The sequence below is a fragment of the Streptococcus sp. NLAE-zl-C503 genome, from assembly GCF_900104285.1.
In the GTDB taxonomy this organism is placed as follows: domain Bacteria; phylum Bacillota; class Bacilli; order Lactobacillales; family Streptococcaceae; genus Streptococcus.
The window spans coordinates 80,302-96,751 of record NZ_FNJT01000003.1 but is presented as its reverse complement, the minus strand read 5'-3'; the positions used below and the strand labels follow the sequence as shown (position 1 = coordinate 96,751).

The following is a 16,450-nucleotide window of genomic DNA, read 5'->3' as shown; positions in this document are numbered from 1 at the left end:
ATTTCTTACCTCTTTTCATTTTTTTATAACTACTTCACAGTAGCTATAATACAAGTATACTACTATCAGAAAACGATAGCAAGGAAAGTGTACTATCTGAGAAAAGTTGCAATAGACTGATAATTTAAGAAAAATCTGGACAGTTTTGATTAGCTGACTTGATCAGATTTACCCGAAAATTGACTTTGGTACAAATCATAATAAAAGCCTCTTGCTTGGAGCAAGCTTTCATGATTTCCCTGCTCAATAATCTGTCCATCCTTAAGAACGAGAATCTTATCCGCTTCTTGAATGGTAGAGAGACGGTGGGCGATGACAAAGCTAGTTCTTCCCTTCATCAAGCGTTTCATAGCTTTTTGAATCAAGAGTTCCAAACGGGTATCAACAGAGGAAGTTGCTTCATCCAGAATGAGAATTTTAGGATTGGCTAGGAGAGCACGCGCGATGGTCAAGAGTTGTTTTTGCCCGAGGGAAATATTACTTGACTCTTGGTTCATCTCCATGTTGTAACCGCCAGGAAGAGTTCGGATAAAGTGGTCTACATTTGCTGCTTTGGCAGCTTCTATTATTTCCTCGTCACTGGCGTCAAGATTTCCAAAACGTAGGTTTTCTTTGATCGTACCTTCATAAAGCCAAGCATCCTGCAAGACCATCCCAAACTGACGGCGATAGTCTTGACGTGACAACTGGCGAATATCCTGCCCGTCAACCAAGATTGCGCCTGCTGTGACATCGTAAAAGCGCATAAGCAGATTGATTAAGGTCGTCTTACCAGCTCCAGTAGGACCGACAATCGCCACCATCTCTCCCGGTTGAACTTCCAGATTAAAGTCTCGAATCAATGGTTTGTTTTCAACATACTGGAAGTCAACAAGTTGGAAGGTCACCTGACCTGTTAAGGGTTCAAGGATTTCGAGTTCTTCTCCCTTGACTTCCTCTGTCTCATCCAAGATATCGAAGATGCGGTCTAGCGAAGACTTAGCACTTTGCATTTGACCCGCAAGTTGTGTGATGTTTTGAATAGGCTGGCTGATCTGCCAAACGTACTGAACAAAGGCCTGCATATTCCCCACTGTCAAACGACCCGCAATCACTTGCAAACCACCAAGAACTGCAACGATCAGATAGGTTAAGTCCGATACAGCATGAAGGGCTGGCATCATAAGCCCAGAGATAAAGCTGGCTTTAAAGCCAACACGTTGGAGGTCGTCAGTAATCTTAGAAAATTCTTTATGAGAAGTTTCCTCACGACCGTAGAGTTTCAAGACATTAAAACCTGTAAGATTTTCCTGCACATAGCCATTCATCCGTCCTAAAATAGCCGCCTGCTCTTTAAAATAAGGCTGAGAACGTTTCAGGATACTTCTTGCACCGAAATAGGTCACTGGAATGGATAGAATCACCACTATAGCCAGTTGAAAGTTCAAGTATAAAACCATTCCCATGACGAGAACAATCGTCAAAACGGCATTTACAATTTGGAGAAAAGACTGTTGAAGAGCATTAGACACTGTCTCAACGTCACTGGTAAAGCGCCCCAATAAATCACCAAATTGGTGTTTGTCAAAGAAAGATACTGGGATACGATTGATTTTCTCGGTCATTTCATTTCGCAGATCCTGGGTCATAGACTGGACCGCATTGGTCATGAAATAGTTAGAATAATAAGAACCAAGTTCATACAAGAGACCTCTAAAGAGGTAAATGATTAAAACAGTTCCGATGTAGCCAGTATTGATACGAGCGCCTGAAAGACCATTAGCCATATCTAAGAAATTTTTTGTCAACTCCGTAATGGCTAGCCCCAAGACAAAAGGCTCCAAGACACTCATGACCACACTCAAAATTTTTAGAAAGACTGCAAAGAAGACAGAAAAACGGTAGGCTTTCAAATAGCTCCACAAACGAGCCAAACTAGATTGTGTTTTCATATTTCCTCCTATTCTTCTGTTAGAGATGCATTTTTCAACTGCGACTCAGCAATCTCACGATAGATGGCATTTGTCTCCATCAATTCTTCATGTCGACCACGACCCACGATTTCACCCTTATCCAGAACGATGATCTGGTCCGCATCCATGATGGTTCCGACACGTTGAGCAACAATTAAAACCGTTGCATTCTGTGTTACTTCCTTGAGACGACGGCGCAAAATGGCATCCGTACGATAATCCAAGGCTGAGAAAGAATCGTCAAAAATATAGATATCAGGATTCTTTATAACCGCTCTGGCAATTGAGAGACGTTGTTTCTGTCCTCCGGAAAGGTTGCTTCCACCTTCAGCTAGATGGGTCGCAAAGCCTTCTTCTCGGCTTTCGATAAAATCTTTAGCTTGCGCCACATCCGCTGCCTGATGTAGGTCTTTGTGACTAGCATCTTCCTTCCCATAGCGGATATTTTCAGCGATAGTTCCTGTAAACAGCAAGGCCTTCTGCGGGATAAAACCAATCTTTTGACGGAGAGACTTGAGGCGGTAATCCCTCACATCGACACCATCAACCTTGATTTTCCCAAGGGTGACGTCGTAAAAACGTGGAATCAATTGCACAAGAGAGGACTTTCCAGATCCGGTCGATCCGATAAAAGCAATGGTTTCACCTGGTTTGGCGCAGAACGAAATGTTGTGCAAAACAGGATTTTCCGTCTCACCAGGATAGGCAAAGGTGACATTTTCAAATTCCAAATAGCCGTGAGTTTCAGTTTCTCTGATACCTCCTTCATTTGGATCAATGGAAATCGGCATATCCATGACTTCTTTCAAGCGTTCACTCGAAACAGCTGTACGAGGGTACATGGTGAAGAGGCTGGATAAGAAAAGGAAGGACAAGAGAGCGTGGAAACTATATTCGATAAAGGCTACGAGGTCCCCAATTTGAAGAGAACCTTGCTTGATAGGATCCAGAGCGAACCAAACAATAGCCACAATCATAGCAATAATAATCTGAACAAACAAGGGTTCTGTCAAGCCAGTTAGTTTAAACAGACGATTGGAATTAGCTGCATAGACAGCATTTTGTCCTGCAAAGCGTTCCTCTTGAAACTCCTCACGAGCAAAGGCACGAATGACACGGAGTCCCATCAGATTTTCCCTGGCATATTGGTTTATCTTATCTAAGGTAGCCTGCTGTTTCTCTGACAGAGGTCGCGTCTTGACCGCTACATAAATGACCACCACGGCTAAGAAAGGTACTGCAAAAGCTACTATCCAAGCTAATGACGGGCTGGTCAAAAAGATCATTAAAATACTAGACAACATCATCATGGGAGTAATGACACCCAGTTTTAAGGTCTGTTCTGCAAACTGCATGAGAACAAAGGCATCACTGGTGATACGAGTAACCAGTGAAGATACTCCTATCTTTTCATATTCATGATGAGAATACTCTTGTAATTTGGCATAGAGATCATCCCTCATATCCTTGACCATATTGGTCGTCAGCTTACTAGCTGCGTAGGCCAAGACTATACGCCCTAAGGTTCCACATAGGATAATCACCAGCATAATAGCGGCCCAAACATACAATTGATGTTCATTCCCTTTATTCACTCCTTCATCAATCATCCGAGCCAGAACAGTTGGCAGTCCAAGATTGACGATAACAAAGAAAATAGCGCCAAAGAAATCCAAGAATAACCACTTGGGATATTTTTTCAAATAAGACCAAATATAGAGCATGACTCCTCCTTTCATAACTTTTTGATACAGAAAAGAGCGCGCATCCGCACGCCTTTCCTTCCCTAAGGAACTTTCCTAGACCAGAAAATTTCTCTTTCACAAGAATGCTCCAAGTAAAAATAAGACAGGCAGTCAAAGTCACCTAGTCCTTTTAACTGTCTGTCTGGAAAAACCTAGATTATTTTACAAAGTCAAGCAATGCCAAGAAGCTTTCAGCTTCAAGTGACGCACCACCAACAAGGGCACCGTCAACGTCTGGGCAAGCCATGTATGAAGCAACGTTTTCAGGTTTAACTGAACCACCGTATTGAACACGAACTTTGTCCGCAACTTCTTGACCAAAGTCAGCCGCTACAACGTCACGTACAACTTTACACATTTTTTGTGCGTCGTCTTGTGAAGCTGATTTACCAGTACCGATAGCCCAGATTGGCTCATAAGCGATAACGGATGCAGCAACTTGTTCAGCAGTCAATCCAGCCAAAGCAGCAGATACTTGAGCACCTACGAATTCAGCTGCTTTACCAGCTTCGTAAGTTTCAAGTGACTCACCACAACAGATGATTGGAAGCATACCGTTTGCAAAGATTGCTTTTGCTTTTTTGTTGATATCTTCGTCAGTTTCATGGAAGTAGTCACGACGTTCTGAGTGACCGATAACAACGTAGTCTGTACCGATTTCTTTCAAAACTTGTGGGCTAGTTTCACCAGTGAAAGCACCTGCATTTTCAAAGTAGCAGTTTTGAGCAGCAACTTTAAGGTTTGAACCTTTAGCAGCAGCAAGAACAGCTGTCAAATCAAGAGCTGGAGCTGCGATACCTGCTTCAACAAGGTCTGATGAAGGAAGTTTTGAGGCAACGGCTTCAACGAATGCTTTTGCTTCTTCTGGATTTTTGTTCATTTTCCAGTTACCAGCGATAAATGGTTTACGTGACATTTCACATACCTCTTTTTTCATTTTATTCACTATTATTCTATCATATTTATAAGGAGCTTGCAAACCTTACTCTAATTTTCAAGAGTTTTCAAGCGACTAATCTTGCCACAAATTCATGGCATCGAGGAAATCAGCCGAAGCTTGAACTTGTTTGGGATTGTTAGCCTCTCGCTCTGCTCGTTTGGCCTCTACTTGGGCAACAGATTGAATGCCTTCATGGCGCCAGTTTCGTAAGATTGCCTGAATATATTTCCAGTTTGGCTTGCCATTGAGAACGGCCTCTCGGAGAGCTTCCTTGATTAAATCCGCCTTAACTCTGTCTTCTTTGACCGTCTTAGAAAGATCTTCGATTTCAAATGGTGTTAATAAGCGTCCCAATTCCTGCTGAAAAGTTTCAACCAGATCCTTCAACTGATTCTGCGGGTTTGGGGCAGTTGTAGCTGGAGCTTGGGTATCTAGCAAGCTATCCAAGCGTTCAAAAGCCAAACTAGCATCAAAAATCAGCTCAATTTCCCCATTTAGTTCAATGGTCCGATATTGTAGCAAACCATTTTCAGTCAAATTCGAAATGGATTGGTTGACATCTGCAAGTTCTTTTCCAATAGTTTCTGCAATTTGGCTTGGCGATAGCTCATCCAAAGCAGATGTATTTTGCAGATAAAAGAATTGCCAGACGAGAAAATCATCACTAGAAGGAAAGAGTTCTTTAAAATGCAAGAGCAGGGCACTTGGCAAAACCAAGTTCCCTGATTTAAAAGCGTCAAAATATGTCATAATTCCTCTTATAAATATCCAAATGAAGCCGCATCGTCCTCTACCTTTTTCCAATCAAAGGGAGTTTCCTGATAAACAGCATAGTTAACCCAATTACTGAAAAAGAGGGCAGCTGATGAAGACCAACAAAGACACGGTTTCTCATTCACATCATCATTTTTGAAGTAATTTTCTGGAATGTGAGGATTAAGTCCTGCCTCACAATCACGAAAATACTCTTTTGCTAGAGTATCACGGTCATATTCTAAATGACCAAAACTATAAATCTCACGAAGATCCCGACTGGCTAAAATAGAAACTCCGACTTGTTCTCCCTCAGAGAGGATTTCCAGATTGGTTTTTCCTAATATCTCTTCCTTATAGATTTCTGTATGACGTGAATGGGGAGCTACATAGCGATCATCAAAACCACGAAAGAGAAGATGCCCCTCTTTCAAGGTATCCTGCGGGTAAATGCCTGACAGTTTCTGGTCCATCTGGTGTTTTTCAACTCCATAGCGAGCATAAAGACCTGCTTGGGCACCCCAACAGATATGTAGGGTAGAAAAAACGTGCGTCTTGGACCATTCGATGACCTGTTTAAACTCCTCCCAGTAGTCCACCTCCTCAAAAGGTAAGTGCTCCACGGGTGCTCCTGTGATAATCATTCCATCAAAAAAGTCATCCTTGACCTCTGGAAAGGTCTTATAGAAGGTTTCCATATGTTCGGCACGAGTCGTCTTGGAACGATGTGTTTCCATATATAAGAAATCAATATCCAATTGCAAAGGGGTATTAGCCAAATGCCGTAAGAGTTGCGTTTCTGTTACCATTTTTTGAGGCATGAGATTTAAAATCAAAATCTTCAAGGGGCGAATATCTTGGTGAGCAGCCCGTTGGTCATCCATAACAAAGATATTTTCTGTCCTTAAAATCTCCACAGCTGGTAATTTTTTATCAATTCGAATCGGCATAATACCCTCCTAACAGTTCTCTATTTCGGGAATGATGTTGTCTGTTTGAAAGTAAAAACCTCCAAATACTTCTTCCCTTTATTATACTGTATGAAGATATAGTTTTCAATTATAGTTTTTCTCTAACTAGCTATAGTTAATTTATATAGCAGATGAAGACAAAACAGCCCCAAGGACTGTTTTTCATTAATAATGCATAAGTACCTTGTAATCGTAATCTCCGATTTTTTCACGGCCTTTAAGCTCATCCAACTCAATCAAGAAAGCACAACCTGCCACAACTCCACCAAGTCTTTCGATCATCTCAATTGTTGCCTTGACAGTTCCACCTGTTGCCAAGAGATCATCTACGATGAGAACGCGTTGACCTGGTTTAATCGCATCAGCATGCATGGTCAAGGTATCAATACCGTACTCTTTCTCATAATCAGCAGAAATGACTTCACGTGGCAGTTTCCCTGGTTTACGAACAGGAGCAAAGCCAATTCCCAACTCAAAAGCAACTGGGCAACCAACAATAAATCCACGAGCCTCTGGACCCACAATCATGTCGATCTTCTTGTCTGTTGCATACTGAACAATTTCACGAACAGCGTAGCTATAGGCATTACCATCTGCCATCAAAGGGCTGATATCACGGAAGGTGATGCCTTCTTTAGGATAGTTTTCAATCGTTGCGATATAATCTTTTAAATTCATCTTTTTCTTTCTTTCAAAGTTTTTACTCTCTATTATACCACATTTTCTGTGAAAGAAGAAATAGAAGATTTTTATTTGCTACTCCATGATTTCATCCTGACTATTTGAGATTCAAGCTTTAATCCAACCATTGAATATAGGCTGTTTTATCTTCACTATTATAACCAGCTCCTTTATAAAAATTCTGAGTACTTTCATTTTTAGAACCTGTCAGGAGCATCATCTTATAACAATTTTCCTCTTTAGCTATCTGTTTAGCATATTCAAGGCAAGCGCTCGCATAGCCCTTCCCTCTATCTTCTTCTCTAGTTACCACATTTTCGATCAAAGCATAGGGTCTCACACCTCTTGTCAAATTGGGAATAATGACACAAATACAGGAGGAGACCATTCTTCCTTCCACCTCCTTTACGATAACATGATGGTGCAGGTCAGAAATCATCTCACTCCATACTTGCTGCAAATGAAAACTATCTTCTGGAATCTCTTTCTCATGTAAGGACAGGTAGAGATTTAATAACTCAAATAAATCCTCCTGTACAGCTTCTCTCAACACTTTTATTTCCTCCAATCCTTTATTGATAGATTTGAATAAAAAAACTCTGACCGAAGCCAGAGATTCTAGTTGATTAAAGTGAGTTCACGTCAACCTTGATACCGACACCTTGAGTAGTTGTGATTGTCAAGTTTGTTACGTAAGTTCCTTTAGCTGTAGCTGGTTTTGCTTTTTGGATTGTTTCGTTGAAAGCTTTAAAGTTTTCAACCAATTTTTCAGCTTCAAATGATACTTTACCGATGATTGCTTGAACGTTACCTGCACGGTCAGCACGGTAAGTGATTTTACCACCTTTAGACTCTTCAACTGCTTTAGCAACATCCATTGTTACAGTACCAGTTTTAGGGTTTGGCATCAAGTTACGTGGTCCAAGGACACGTCCAAGACGTCCAACAAGAGCCATCATATCAGGTGTAGCGATAACTACGTCGAAGTCCAACCAACCGTCGTTGATTTTCGCAACAAGGTCATCTTCACCAACGAAGTCTGCACCAGCAGCTTTTGCTTCTTCAGCTTTTGCACCACGTGCGAAAACAAGAACGCGTGAAGTTTTACCAGTACCGTTTGGCAATACCATTGCGCCACGGATTTGTTGGTCAGCTTTTTTAACGTCGATGTTCAAGTTGTAAGCAACTTCTACAGTTGCGTCAAATTTTGCAAAGTTAGTTTCTTTTGCAAGTGCTACAGCTTCTTCTACACTGTATGCTTTTGTGCTGTCGATTTTCTCAAGAGCAGCACGAAGTTGTTTGCTTTTTTTAGCCATTTTCTATTCTCCTTGTAAGTGGTTCAATCGATTTTCATCTCCCACGTCACTCCTCGAAATGATGAAGTCTTGCGGGTTTTCAGTCTATTATTTTCCTTTTCCTACTTCGTTAAGTTCCTTTGCTGTACCCAAGTACAAGCATCAGTCACTTGCCTAGTATGAAAAGCAACTAATAGACTGCTGTGAGATTTTCTACTGTGTTATTGATTAGTCAACAACAGTGAATCCCATAGAACGAGCAGTACCTTCGATCATACGCATTGCAGACTCAATGTTTGCTGCGTTCAAATCTGGCATCTTAGTTTCTGCAATTTCTTGTACTTGTGCACGAGTAACTGTAGCAACTTTAGTTTTGTTAGGTGTACCTGATCCTTTTTCAACACCTGCAGCTTTTTTCAAAAGAACAGCAGCTGGTGGTGTTTTTGTAACGAAAGTAAATGATTTGTCTTCGTATACTGAGATAACAACTGGAATGATCATACCAGCTTGGTCAGCTGTACGAGCGTTGAACTCTTTTGTGAATCCCATGATGTTGATACCAGCTTGACCAAGAGCAGGTCCAACCGGTGGAGCTGGTGTAGCTTTACCAGCAGGGATTTGCAATTTTACAAGTTTTTCGACTTTTTTAGCCATTTTTAAATCCTCCTTTGTGGTTTTGGCGGTAATTAAAGATTTTTACCTCCCACAAGTATGCTTTACACATACCTTTCCATTATACACTATTTATCTAAAAATGCAAGAGAAAACTTTCATTTTTAATCGACATAATCTCCGCCTTCAAAGCCATAGTACTCTTCTAAACTGAGACCACTTGCAGCAATTTCTTTGGCTTCTTTTCCAACGTAGCGAAGATGCCATTCTTCTGCCATGTAGCCAGTCTCCTTTTCCTTTCCTTTGAGATAGCGAACAACAAAGCCATAGTCAGCCGCATGATCCAAGAGCCACTGGGCTGCCTTTTCTTCAGTAACTAAATCACCATCTGTCCCGATAAGGTCAAAAGCAAGACCCGTTTGGTGTTCACTGTATCCTGGGCGAGCTGAGTAGCGATCTGCTGCTTCCTTACCGTCTTGATTCACATAGTCTTGATAAAGTTTGGTTTGGGTTTCATAACTTCTAAAACCACTGTAGTGATCGCTGATTGGGTAGCCAGCTGCTTGCATTGCTGCAATGAGTTTGACCAACTCTGCTTTAGCTGTTGGATTTTCTCCTGGATTATAGTCTTTTGACAAAGGATAGTGCTTATTAGCTATAACGATTTCATCGTACTTCCCTTGGATACTATAGTGGTCTCCCTTATTCACAACCTCCGCCTTCTTCTGACTAGAGGCTTGAGATTTGCTCCCTACAGTTCCCTCAGGTTGACTAGTTTGCTCCGTCTTTTGAGTGTTTTCTTCATTTTTAGGTTTTTCCTGAGAACATGCTGCTAGGGTTAATGCTAGTAAACCAGATAAAACGATGTATCTTTTTTTCATTTTTTCTTCCTCTCTTAGACCAAGTGCTTCTCTAATTCATCGGATAAGGCTTTAATCATTTGTTCCAACTCATGGGATTTCACTTGGCAATCTTCTGCCGCCATTTCTTCCCATGGCACCCACCAGACTGGACCACGGCCATTAAGTCCGTGACCCTTAATATCACCTGACCGTCTTGGAAAGAGGTGCCAGTGAGCGTGGGCATCTCCATTTCCTAGAAGTTCGATGTTCATCTTTTCAGCTTTAAACGCTTTGGCAACAGCTTCTTGAACCAAACTCATTTCCTCTAGAAAACGAAGTTTTACAGAAGTCTCCATTTGGTGGAGTTCTGTGACATGCTCTTTTGCCAGAAATAAGGTATAGCCCTTAAAGTATTGGTGGTCTCCAATAACCACATAGCCTGTTTCTAGTTCTTTGACAAAGTAGGGATTTTCCCCAGCTTTGATGAGTTCAATTCTCTGACAGATTAAGCACATTCTATGATACCGCCTCGCTCTTGAGATAGGCATCAACCATACACTCAGTCGCCACTACTGAATCAATGTGTGTTCGTTCGTAAGAGTGACTGGACTCAATACCAGCTCCAAGGAGGGCATGTTTGACCTCGGCTCCTGCTGACATTGCTGCTGAAGCGTCCGATCCATAAAATGGATAGATATCCAGTTTAAATGGAATATCTTGCTCTTTCGCCAAAGCTACTAAGTGTTGACGGAAGTCGTAGTGGTAGGGACCTGAAGCGTCCTTGACACAGATAGACACTGTATACTCATCTGTCTGTTGATCATCGCCCATAGCTCCCATATCCACAGCCAAATATTCTACTACCTGAGCAGGAATATTGGAATTAGCTCCATGACCCACTTCTTCAAACACTGAAAAGGCAAAATGTGTCGTCATCGGCAAGTCGATTCCTTCTTCTTTATAAACTCGAAGGAGATTGAGCAAAATGGCTGCACTGACCTTGTCATCCAAGTGGCGAGACTTGATAAAACCAGTTTCCGTCACAACTGTTCGCGGATCGAAACTAATAAAGTCTCCAACCTCAATACCCAAGGCACGCGTTTCTTTTTCATTGGTCACTTTTTCGTCCAAACGCACTTCCATATTGTCCTGCGTGCGTTCAGCAGTTCCAGCATCTTTGTAGACATGGCAAGAAGTCTGGTGGATGAGGATGGTTCCAGATACCTTTTGACCTGTGCTAGCCACATGAACCGTACAGTTCTCCCCTTCAATCATGTTCCAAGGAAAACCACCGATACGGTCCAATTTGAGACGGCCATCTGGTTTGACAGCACGGACAATAGCACCCAGCGTATCCACGTGGGCAGTCACATAGCGCTGTTGCTCATCATTTTGACCTTTAACGGTCACATTGACACCGCCCTTGGCTGTACGAACCGGCTGGTAACCAAGCTCTTCTAAAGTATGGACTAGGTAGTCTGAAATCTCACGAGTAAAGCCTGTTGGAGATGCAATAGCGGTTAATTCTTTGATATAGTTTACAGTTTGATTCATTTCTTCACCTCTTTTGCTACCTATTATAGCACATTTCAGTAGAGAGGAAAAAAGAAAAATCACTCCTGTAGAGTTGACTTACAAAAGTGATTTCTATTTTTTATTCCATTTCAAAAACATCGCTTTCTTGCTTGTTCGGAAGGATCAATGAAAGCAAGATTCCGATAATTGCTGGCACCAACCATGGTAGAGAGGCGGCTGCAAAAGGTAGAGCATTCACAAGATTTGCTAGAAACTCAATTTTAAAGGAGCTTCCAAGAACACTTGCAACAGCGATTACTGTGACAACTCCCATTGTTAGTTGCATACCCGGTTTTGATAGGGCGACAAACTTATTAACAATCACAATCATCACAATGGCAATGGTGATTGGGTACAAGATTACCAGTACTGGAACTGAATACTTAATAATTGCATCAAGACCAAGATTTGCAATTGCAAACCCAATCAATGTAAAGGCAGTTGCATAGACCTTGTAGCTGATTTGTGGGAAACGTCCGTTAAAGAACTCTGCTGTCGACACAATCAAGCCAACCGTCGTTGTGAAACAGGTTACAGTTACCATAACAGCAAGGAAGAGTTGAGCTGTTGAACCAAAGATTTCCTGAGTTGCTTGCGACAAGATATAAACACCTGGTGTTCCACCCTTCATCGCTTCTGCTGGTACTGGGAAGTGATTTCCAAGGAATCCTAAACCGATGTAGAGAGCGCTAAAGGCAAGAGCTACAACGATACCAACCACCCAAATAGTTGAAATGTATTCTTTCTTACTGGAGAATCCAAGTTGTTTCAAGGTTTGAACAGCGATGACACTGAAGGCCACTGAGGCAAGGGCATCCAAGGTGTTATACCCCTCTAGGAAACCTGTTCCGAAAGCAGATGCTTGATAGGCTTCTGAAGCTACTTGAGGATTTGTTCCACCATATTTAAAGGCACCTAGCACAACTAAGATAACGATCAACAAAGCAAAGACTGGCGTCAAGATTCGTCCGATACGATCCAAAATCTTTGATGGATTGAGCGAGATCAGATAGGCTGCGACAAAGTACAGTACGGTAAAGATAATCAAGCCAAGCCCTTTATTTGCTTCAGACAAGAGGGGGCTGATACCGACCTCGTAAGCTGTTGTTGCTGTACGCGGAATGGCAAAGAAGGGGCCAATCGATAGATAGAGGACTGCAAGATAAAGCGTCGCAAACCAAGGTGAGATTTTCTTAGAAATCTCGTGAATGTAACCTTTAGGGTTTAGCGTTCCGATGATGAGCGTTAGGACAGCAATCCCGACACCCGAAAATACAAAACCTGCGATGGCAGGAAGAAACTGTTCTCCAGATAGGGCACCTAGAGAAGGCGGAAAAATCAAGTTCCCCGCACCAAAAAATATTCCAAACAGGAGCAAGCCTGTTAGGGCACCTTTTTTAGCCATAAAAATCTCCTTCATATTTCTAAAATACTGACCTAGTATACCATGATTAGGACTTTGAAAAAAGCATCCAAAATTAATCATTGAATGTTTTCAATATTTTTAAAAATAAGAATTATCTAAAAACAAATTTCTCCTACCTAGTCCACACCAAGTAAGAGAAATACAAAATTTTAAAGATTTTCAAAGGCCGTCATGCCACCTTGAACATTGATGGCCTTATATCCATGCTCCTCCAAGAACTGGTAAGCACAAGCTGATCTCATCCCTGATTTACAAATGACATAATGCAACTGCTCATTGTCCAACTCTTCCACTTCTCTCACATCTACTAGAGAAAGTTGATAGTTTTGGTAAAACTAGTAAAATGCGACAAAGGAAATTTCTTCCGTTCTTTTTCTCCTTTTTTGATGCCATTAAGGCAAGATTAAAACCCCATAGGTAAATCCAATCGACTCTAAAAATCGGAACAAGTCTTTGCTTTTGATAAAGATGGTCTTTTCATTAGTATTGGGATGGAAAGTCATGATATCCTCCGATACAATGTCCTTATCAAAATAAACTAGAATATCTTTTTCTTCATTATTTAACAAACCAAAAGGCGATACCGTTCCTGCTGGTAGGGTCATTTTCTCAGCCAAGGAGTCCAATGAGGCCATTCGAATCCGATCGGCTCCCACTTGAACTTTAAAGTCATCCATATCCAATCGTTTCTTGTCGTCCATGATGAGCAGATAGTACTGGGTTTTCTTTCTATTGGTCAAAAACATGGACTTAGTCCGGACTCCTTCCATTCCTTCAATATAGCTATCTGCCTGCTCTGTCGTAAATACAGGTGGGTGCTCCACCACATCAAAGGTAATTCCCAACTCTTGCAACTTATTAGCCACTTGTTGATAAGCATCCATAGTTTTTCTCCGTTATTGATGAATAATCTTTTGTACCAATGCTTTCAAATCTGGCACCACTTCTGACTCAAACCAAGGATTCTTAGCCATCCAGATTTGATTACGAGGAGAAGGGTGAACTAGAGGAAAATATTCTGGCAAATAGTCTTTGTAGTGTTTTACCCGCTCTGTTACCTTGCCACTGACTTTCTCATTTAGATAGTAGGCTTGGGCATACTGCCCGATTAAAAGAGTTAATTGGATATCGGGTAATTCTTGCAAGAGTTGGGGATGCCATTTTTCGGCAAAACCTTTACGCGGTGGAAGGTCGCCTGATTTTCCATGCCCTGGAAAATAGAAATCCATGGGGATAACTGCAAACAACCCTGAATTGTAAAAGGTGTCTTCATCAACACCTAACCACTCACGCAGACGATCACCACTCTTATCCTTCCAATAAATCCCAGCTTCTTGTGTTTTAAAGCCCGGAGCTTGTCCGACAATATTGATGCGAGCAGTCTTTGGCGCCGCAAAGAGAGGTTCGATTCCGCGTTCTGTGTAGCTGGCATTCTGTGGATCCACCATAATGGCCTGCTTGATTCTTTCGATTTGAGACATCTGTTTTCCCTCCAAAAAGAAGCCCAAGCATAAAATCTCAGACTTCTATCGTTTTATTTGATTAATTCATAGATAGCTTCTGCATAGATTGCTGCTGCTCGGAAGAGATCGTCTAAGGCGATGAATTCATTGGCTTGGTGCATGGTATCAATAGAATCTGGGAACATAGCACCGTAGGCAACACCACGTTCTAGCAAACGGCCGAAGGTTCCACCACCAATGACTTGCTCGTGACCTTTAAGACCAGTTTGTTTTTCATAGACATTCAACAAGGTTTGAACGAGTGGATCTTCCATTGGCACATAGTGAGGGGTGTGACCGTGTTCAGAAAGACTAACAGAAGCAACTGGCAAGTTTTCAAGAACTGATTTGATTTGTTCTGGACTTGTTCCTTTTGGATAACGGAAGTTGAGGGCAATGGTATTATCAGTACTTGCTTCGTCAAAGCGGAAAACACCCGCATTCATAGAAAGGGCACCCATCTTTTCATCAACATGAGCAACCTTGAGATTTTCACCCTCATGGTCATTCAAGAGAATCTTACCAGCGATATCGAGGTAGTCTTTGGCTGGTCCTGCAAAGTCAAACTGACTGAGGAAGAGGGCAAGGTAGGTCGCACCATTTACACCTGAAGCAGGCATAGCACCATGAGCTGATTTACCAATGATGGTCACCTTGTATTTGCCAGCCTCTTCTTGAATTTCTCCTCTGAGTTTGTGTTCTGCAACAAAGGCATCTAGTTTAACTTGCAAGTCAGCCAGGTCACCTGAAACGACTGCTGTCGCTGACTCCGGTACCATGTTTTCACGCAAGCCACCTTTAAAACTGTGAAGACGAGCTGCACCAGTATTTTCACCTGCAAAGTGAAGATATTCTGTGATGTTTCCTTTTTCACCGTTGATGATAGGAAATTCAGCATCTGGAGAGAAACCGAAGTCTGGTTTTGCAAGTCCTACGTGCTCGAAGTAGTAGTCCATATCTGCCCAGCCTGATTCTTCGTCTGTTCCGACAATAAAACGAACTTTCTTAGAAGTTGGAAGGCCCAATTCTTTGATGATTTTCAAACCATAATAGCAAGCTGTTGTGGGGCCCTTGTCGTCAGATGCTCCACGCGCATAGAGGCGTCCATCTTTGATAGTTGGCGTATAAGGGTCTGTGTCCCAACCGCTACCAGCTGGCACCACGTCCATATGGGCAAAGATTCCGAGAACTTCTTCTCCATCACCAAACTCAAAATGTCCTGCGTAGTTATCAACATTTTTAGTTGGATAGCCATCGCGGTCTGCGATTTCAAGGAATTTTTCCAAGGCTTTTACTGGCCCAGGTCCAAATGGATGCTCAGCATCCGCCTTGCTATCATCACGTTCTGAGTTGATTTCCAAAAGGCTAAACAAGTCAGCCAATAGGTCTTCTTTGCGTTTTTCTACTTCTGCTGTAAAATCAATTGCTGTCATTTTTTCTTCTTTCTATCTTTTCTCAATGATTTCATCTACTGGCAAGCGGTAGCTTGGTTCCAATTTTTCGTCTGTGTAACCCACTGTGATCAAAAGTTCTGGGCGGAAACGGTCTTCAATTTCCAAAACCTCATTGACTTTTGATTTGTCAAATCCAAGAATTAGATTTGATCCGATTCCTTGATCTGTAAGAGCCAAAACCAAGTTCATGGCAACCAAACCAGCATTGAGGGCTAGGTAGTCGCTGACTTGTTGTTCACTGTAACGTGCAAACTCAGCAGGCAAATTTTTCATAAAGTATTGAAGTTGCTCTTCTGAGAAATTGTTAGCACCACCAACTCGGGCAATCTTACGAGCACGTTTAGCTAGGTCTGTATCTGTAAACAAGGCAATGGTTACAGGTGCTGATGATACCTGCTCAAAGTTCGAACCATAAGCCAATTTTGCCAATTCAGCATTTTTCTCACGAACAACCACAAACTTCCATGGCTGGCTGTTGTGAGCACTTGGGGCCAAGGTTGCGATTTCGATAGCTGTACGAACGTCTTTTGGATCCACAGGATTATCAATAAAATGCTTAGTCGCATGACGTTTTTTATTCAATTCAAGAAATTTCATAATCGATTTCCTTTTCTAATTCTACTGCTTCCATTCTACCATATTTTGAAAGAGCTTGCAGGGATTTTTCATAGAATTAGTACTTCTTTCAAACTCTCTGCTATT

Annotated in this window: 17 protein-coding genes and 1 pseudogene; all 18 read right to left on the bottom strand. The window is 41.8% G+C overall.

Going from position 1 to position 16,450, the window contains the following annotated elements; all coding sequences use genetic code 11:
- Nucleotides 1-149: 149 nt before the first annotated feature.
- Nucleotides 150-1,931: an ABC transporter ATP-binding protein gene (locus BLS46_RS06665; RefSeq protein WP_093586479.1), complete on the bottom strand. Its 1,782-nt coding sequence runs from the start codon at nucleotides 1,929-1,931 to the stop codon at nucleotides 150-152.
- A gap of 8 nt (nucleotides 1,932-1,939) precedes the next feature.
- On the bottom strand, nucleotides 1,940-3,676 hold the full coding sequence (locus BLS46_RS06660) for an ABC transporter ATP-binding protein (RefSeq protein WP_093586477.1): 1,737 nt from the start codon (nucleotides 3,674-3,676) through the stop codon (nucleotides 1,940-1,942).
- Nucleotides 3,677-3,854: 178 nt separating this feature from the next.
- Complete coding sequence (tpiA, locus tag BLS46_RS06655) at nucleotides 3,855-4,613, bottom strand: triose-phosphate isomerase (protein WP_000087891.1); 759 nt, start codon at nucleotides 4,611-4,613, stop codon at nucleotides 3,855-3,857.
- Between the two features lie 96 nt (nucleotides 4,614-4,709).
- Nucleotides 4,710-5,387 (bottom strand): DnaD domain-containing protein, encoded by a 678-nt coding sequence (locus BLS46_RS06650; protein WP_093586475.1) that lies wholly within the window; start codon nucleotides 5,385-5,387, stop codon nucleotides 4,710-4,712.
- Nucleotides 5,388-5,395: 8 nt separating this feature from the next.
- The gene (gene metA, locus BLS46_RS06645) at nucleotides 5,396-6,340 is read right to left on the bottom strand and encodes a homoserine O-acetyltransferase MetA (protein ID WP_093586473.1); all 945 of its coding nucleotides are present in this window, start codon (nucleotides 6,338-6,340) and stop codon (nucleotides 5,396-5,398) included.
- A 186-nt stretch (nucleotides 6,341-6,526) separates the two neighbouring features.
- Nucleotides 6,527-7,039, bottom strand: a complete 513-nt coding sequence (locus tag BLS46_RS06640; protein WP_001049316.1) for an adenine phosphoribosyltransferase — start codon at nucleotides 7,037-7,039, stop codon at nucleotides 6,527-6,529.
- A 118-nt stretch (nucleotides 7,040-7,157) separates the two neighbouring features.
- Nucleotides 7,158-7,595: a GNAT family N-acetyltransferase gene (locus tag BLS46_RS06635; protein ID WP_093586471.1), complete on the bottom strand. Its 438-nt coding sequence runs from the start codon at nucleotides 7,593-7,595 to the stop codon at nucleotides 7,158-7,160.
- A gap of 73 nt (nucleotides 7,596-7,668) precedes the next feature.
- A complete protein-coding gene (gene rplA / locus BLS46_RS06630) occupies nucleotides 7,669-8,358 on the bottom strand; it encodes a 50S ribosomal protein L1 (protein ID WP_001085675.1) in 690 nt (229 codons plus the stop codon).
- 207 nt (nucleotides 8,359-8,565) lie between these two features.
- Nucleotides 8,566-8,991 carry a 50S ribosomal protein L11 gene (rplK, locus tag BLS46_RS06625; protein ID WP_001085808.1) on the bottom strand — a complete coding sequence of 142 codons (426 nt, stop codon included), beginning with the start codon at nucleotides 8,989-8,991 and terminating at the stop codon, nucleotides 8,566-8,568.
- 122 nt (nucleotides 8,992-9,113) lie between these two features.
- On the bottom strand, nucleotides 9,114-9,830 hold the full coding sequence (gene ldcB, locus BLS46_RS06620) for an LD-carboxypeptidase LdcB/DacB (RefSeq protein WP_093586469.1): 717 nt from the start codon (nucleotides 9,828-9,830) through the stop codon (nucleotides 9,114-9,116).
- Between the two features lie 14 nt (nucleotides 9,831-9,844).
- A complete protein-coding gene (locus tag BLS46_RS06615; RefSeq protein WP_093586467.1) occupies nucleotides 9,845-10,306 on the bottom strand; it encodes an HIT family protein in 462 nt (153 codons plus the stop codon).
- 1 nt (nucleotide 10,307) lies between these two features.
- Complete coding sequence (locus BLS46_RS06610; protein WP_093586465.1) at nucleotides 10,308-11,345, bottom strand: M42 family metallopeptidase; 1,038 nt, start codon at nucleotides 11,343-11,345, stop codon at nucleotides 10,308-10,310.
- A 100-nt stretch (nucleotides 11,346-11,445) separates the two neighbouring features.
- Nucleotides 11,446-12,771 carry a branched-chain amino acid transport system II carrier protein gene (gene brnQ / locus BLS46_RS06605; protein WP_180364064.1) on the bottom strand — a complete coding sequence of 442 codons (1,326 nt, stop codon included), beginning with the start codon at nucleotides 12,769-12,771 and terminating at the stop codon, nucleotides 11,446-11,448.
- Between the two features lie 170 nt (nucleotides 12,772-12,941).
- A pseudogene (locus BLS46_RS06600) lies at nucleotides 12,942-13,151 on the bottom strand (rhodanese-like domain-containing protein).
- A gap of 33 nt (nucleotides 13,152-13,184) precedes the next feature.
- On the bottom strand, nucleotides 13,185-13,676 hold the full coding sequence (locus tag BLS46_RS06595; RefSeq protein ID WP_093586463.1) for a prolyl-tRNA synthetase associated domain-containing protein: 492 nt from the start codon (nucleotides 13,674-13,676) through the stop codon (nucleotides 13,185-13,187).
- 12 nt (nucleotides 13,677-13,688) lie between these two features.
- Nucleotides 13,689-14,273 (bottom strand): uracil-DNA glycosylase family protein, encoded by a 585-nt coding sequence (locus BLS46_RS06590; RefSeq protein ID WP_093586461.1) that lies wholly within the window; start codon nucleotides 14,271-14,273, stop codon nucleotides 13,689-13,691.
- 53 nt (nucleotides 14,274-14,326) lie between these two features.
- Entirely contained in the window at nucleotides 14,327-15,727 is a 1,401-nt protein-coding gene (gene pepV / locus BLS46_RS06585) for a dipeptidase PepV (protein WP_093586459.1), read from the bottom strand.
- Nucleotides 15,728-15,739: 12 nt separating this feature from the next.
- The gene (locus BLS46_RS06580; protein WP_093586457.1) at nucleotides 15,740-16,345 is read right to left on the bottom strand and encodes a nitroreductase family protein; all 606 of its coding nucleotides are present in this window, start codon (nucleotides 16,343-16,345) and stop codon (nucleotides 15,740-15,742) included.
- Nucleotides 16,346-16,450: the final 105 nt, after the last annotated feature.

Bases quoted from the DNA above. Each gene is read 5' to 3' on its own strand.
- metA (WP_093586473.1), bottom strand. From the start codon at position 6,340: ATGCCGATTCGAATTGATAAAAAATTACCAGCTGTGGAGATTTTAAGG.
- BLS46_RS06580 (WP_093586457.1), bottom strand. From the start codon at position 16,345: ATGAAATTTCTTGAATTGAATAAAAAACGTCATGCGACTAAGCATTTT.
- BLS46_RS06610 (WP_093586465.1), bottom strand. From the start codon at position 11,345: ATGAATCAAACTGTAAACTATATCAAAGAATTAACCGCTATTGCATCT.
- BLS46_RS06665 (WP_093586479.1), bottom strand. From the start codon at position 1,931: ATGAAAACACAATCTAGTTTGGCTCGTTTGTGGAGCTATTTGAAAGCC.
- tpiA (WP_000087891.1), bottom strand. From the start codon at position 4,613: ATGTCACGTAAACCATTTATCGCTGGTAACTGGAAAATGAACAAAAAT.
- BLS46_RS06595 (WP_093586463.1), bottom strand. From the start codon at position 13,676: ATGGATGCTTATCAACAAGTGGCTAATAAGTTGCAAGAGTTGGGAATT.
- ldcB (WP_093586469.1), bottom strand. From the start codon at position 9,830: ATGAAAAAAAGATACATCGTTTTATCTGGTTTACTAGCATTAACCCTA.
- BLS46_RS06640 (WP_001049316.1), bottom strand. From the start codon at position 7,039: ATGAATTTAAAAGATTATATCGCAACGATTGAAAACTATCCTAAAGAA.
- BLS46_RS06660 (WP_093586477.1), bottom strand. From the start codon at position 3,676: ATGCTCTATATTTGGTCTTATTTGAAAAAATATCCCAAGTGGTTATTC.
- rplK (WP_001085808.1), bottom strand. From the start codon at position 8,991: ATGGCTAAAAAAGTCGAAAAACTTGTAAAATTGCAAATCCCTGCTGGT.
- brnQ (WP_180364064.1), bottom strand. From the start codon at position 12,771: ATGGCTAAAAAAGGTGCCCTAACAGGCTTGCTCCTGTTTGGAATATTT.
- BLS46_RS06615 (WP_093586467.1), bottom strand. From the start codon at position 10,306: ATGTGCTTAATCTGTCAGAGAATTGAACTCATCAAAGCTGGGGAAAAT.
- BLS46_RS06650 (WP_093586475.1), bottom strand. From the start codon at position 5,387: ATGACATATTTTGACGCTTTTAAATCAGGGAACTTGGTTTTGCCAAGT.
- BLS46_RS06590 (WP_093586461.1), bottom strand. From the start codon at position 14,273: ATGTCTCAAATCGAAAGAATCAAGCAGGCCATTATGGTGGATCCACAG.
- pepV (WP_093586459.1), bottom strand. From the start codon at position 15,727: ATGACAGCAATTGATTTTACAGCAGAAGTAGAAAAACGCAAAGAAGAC.
- rplA (WP_001085675.1), bottom strand. From the start codon at position 8,358: ATGGCTAAAAAAAGCAAACAACTTCGTGCTGCTCTTGAGAAAATCGAC.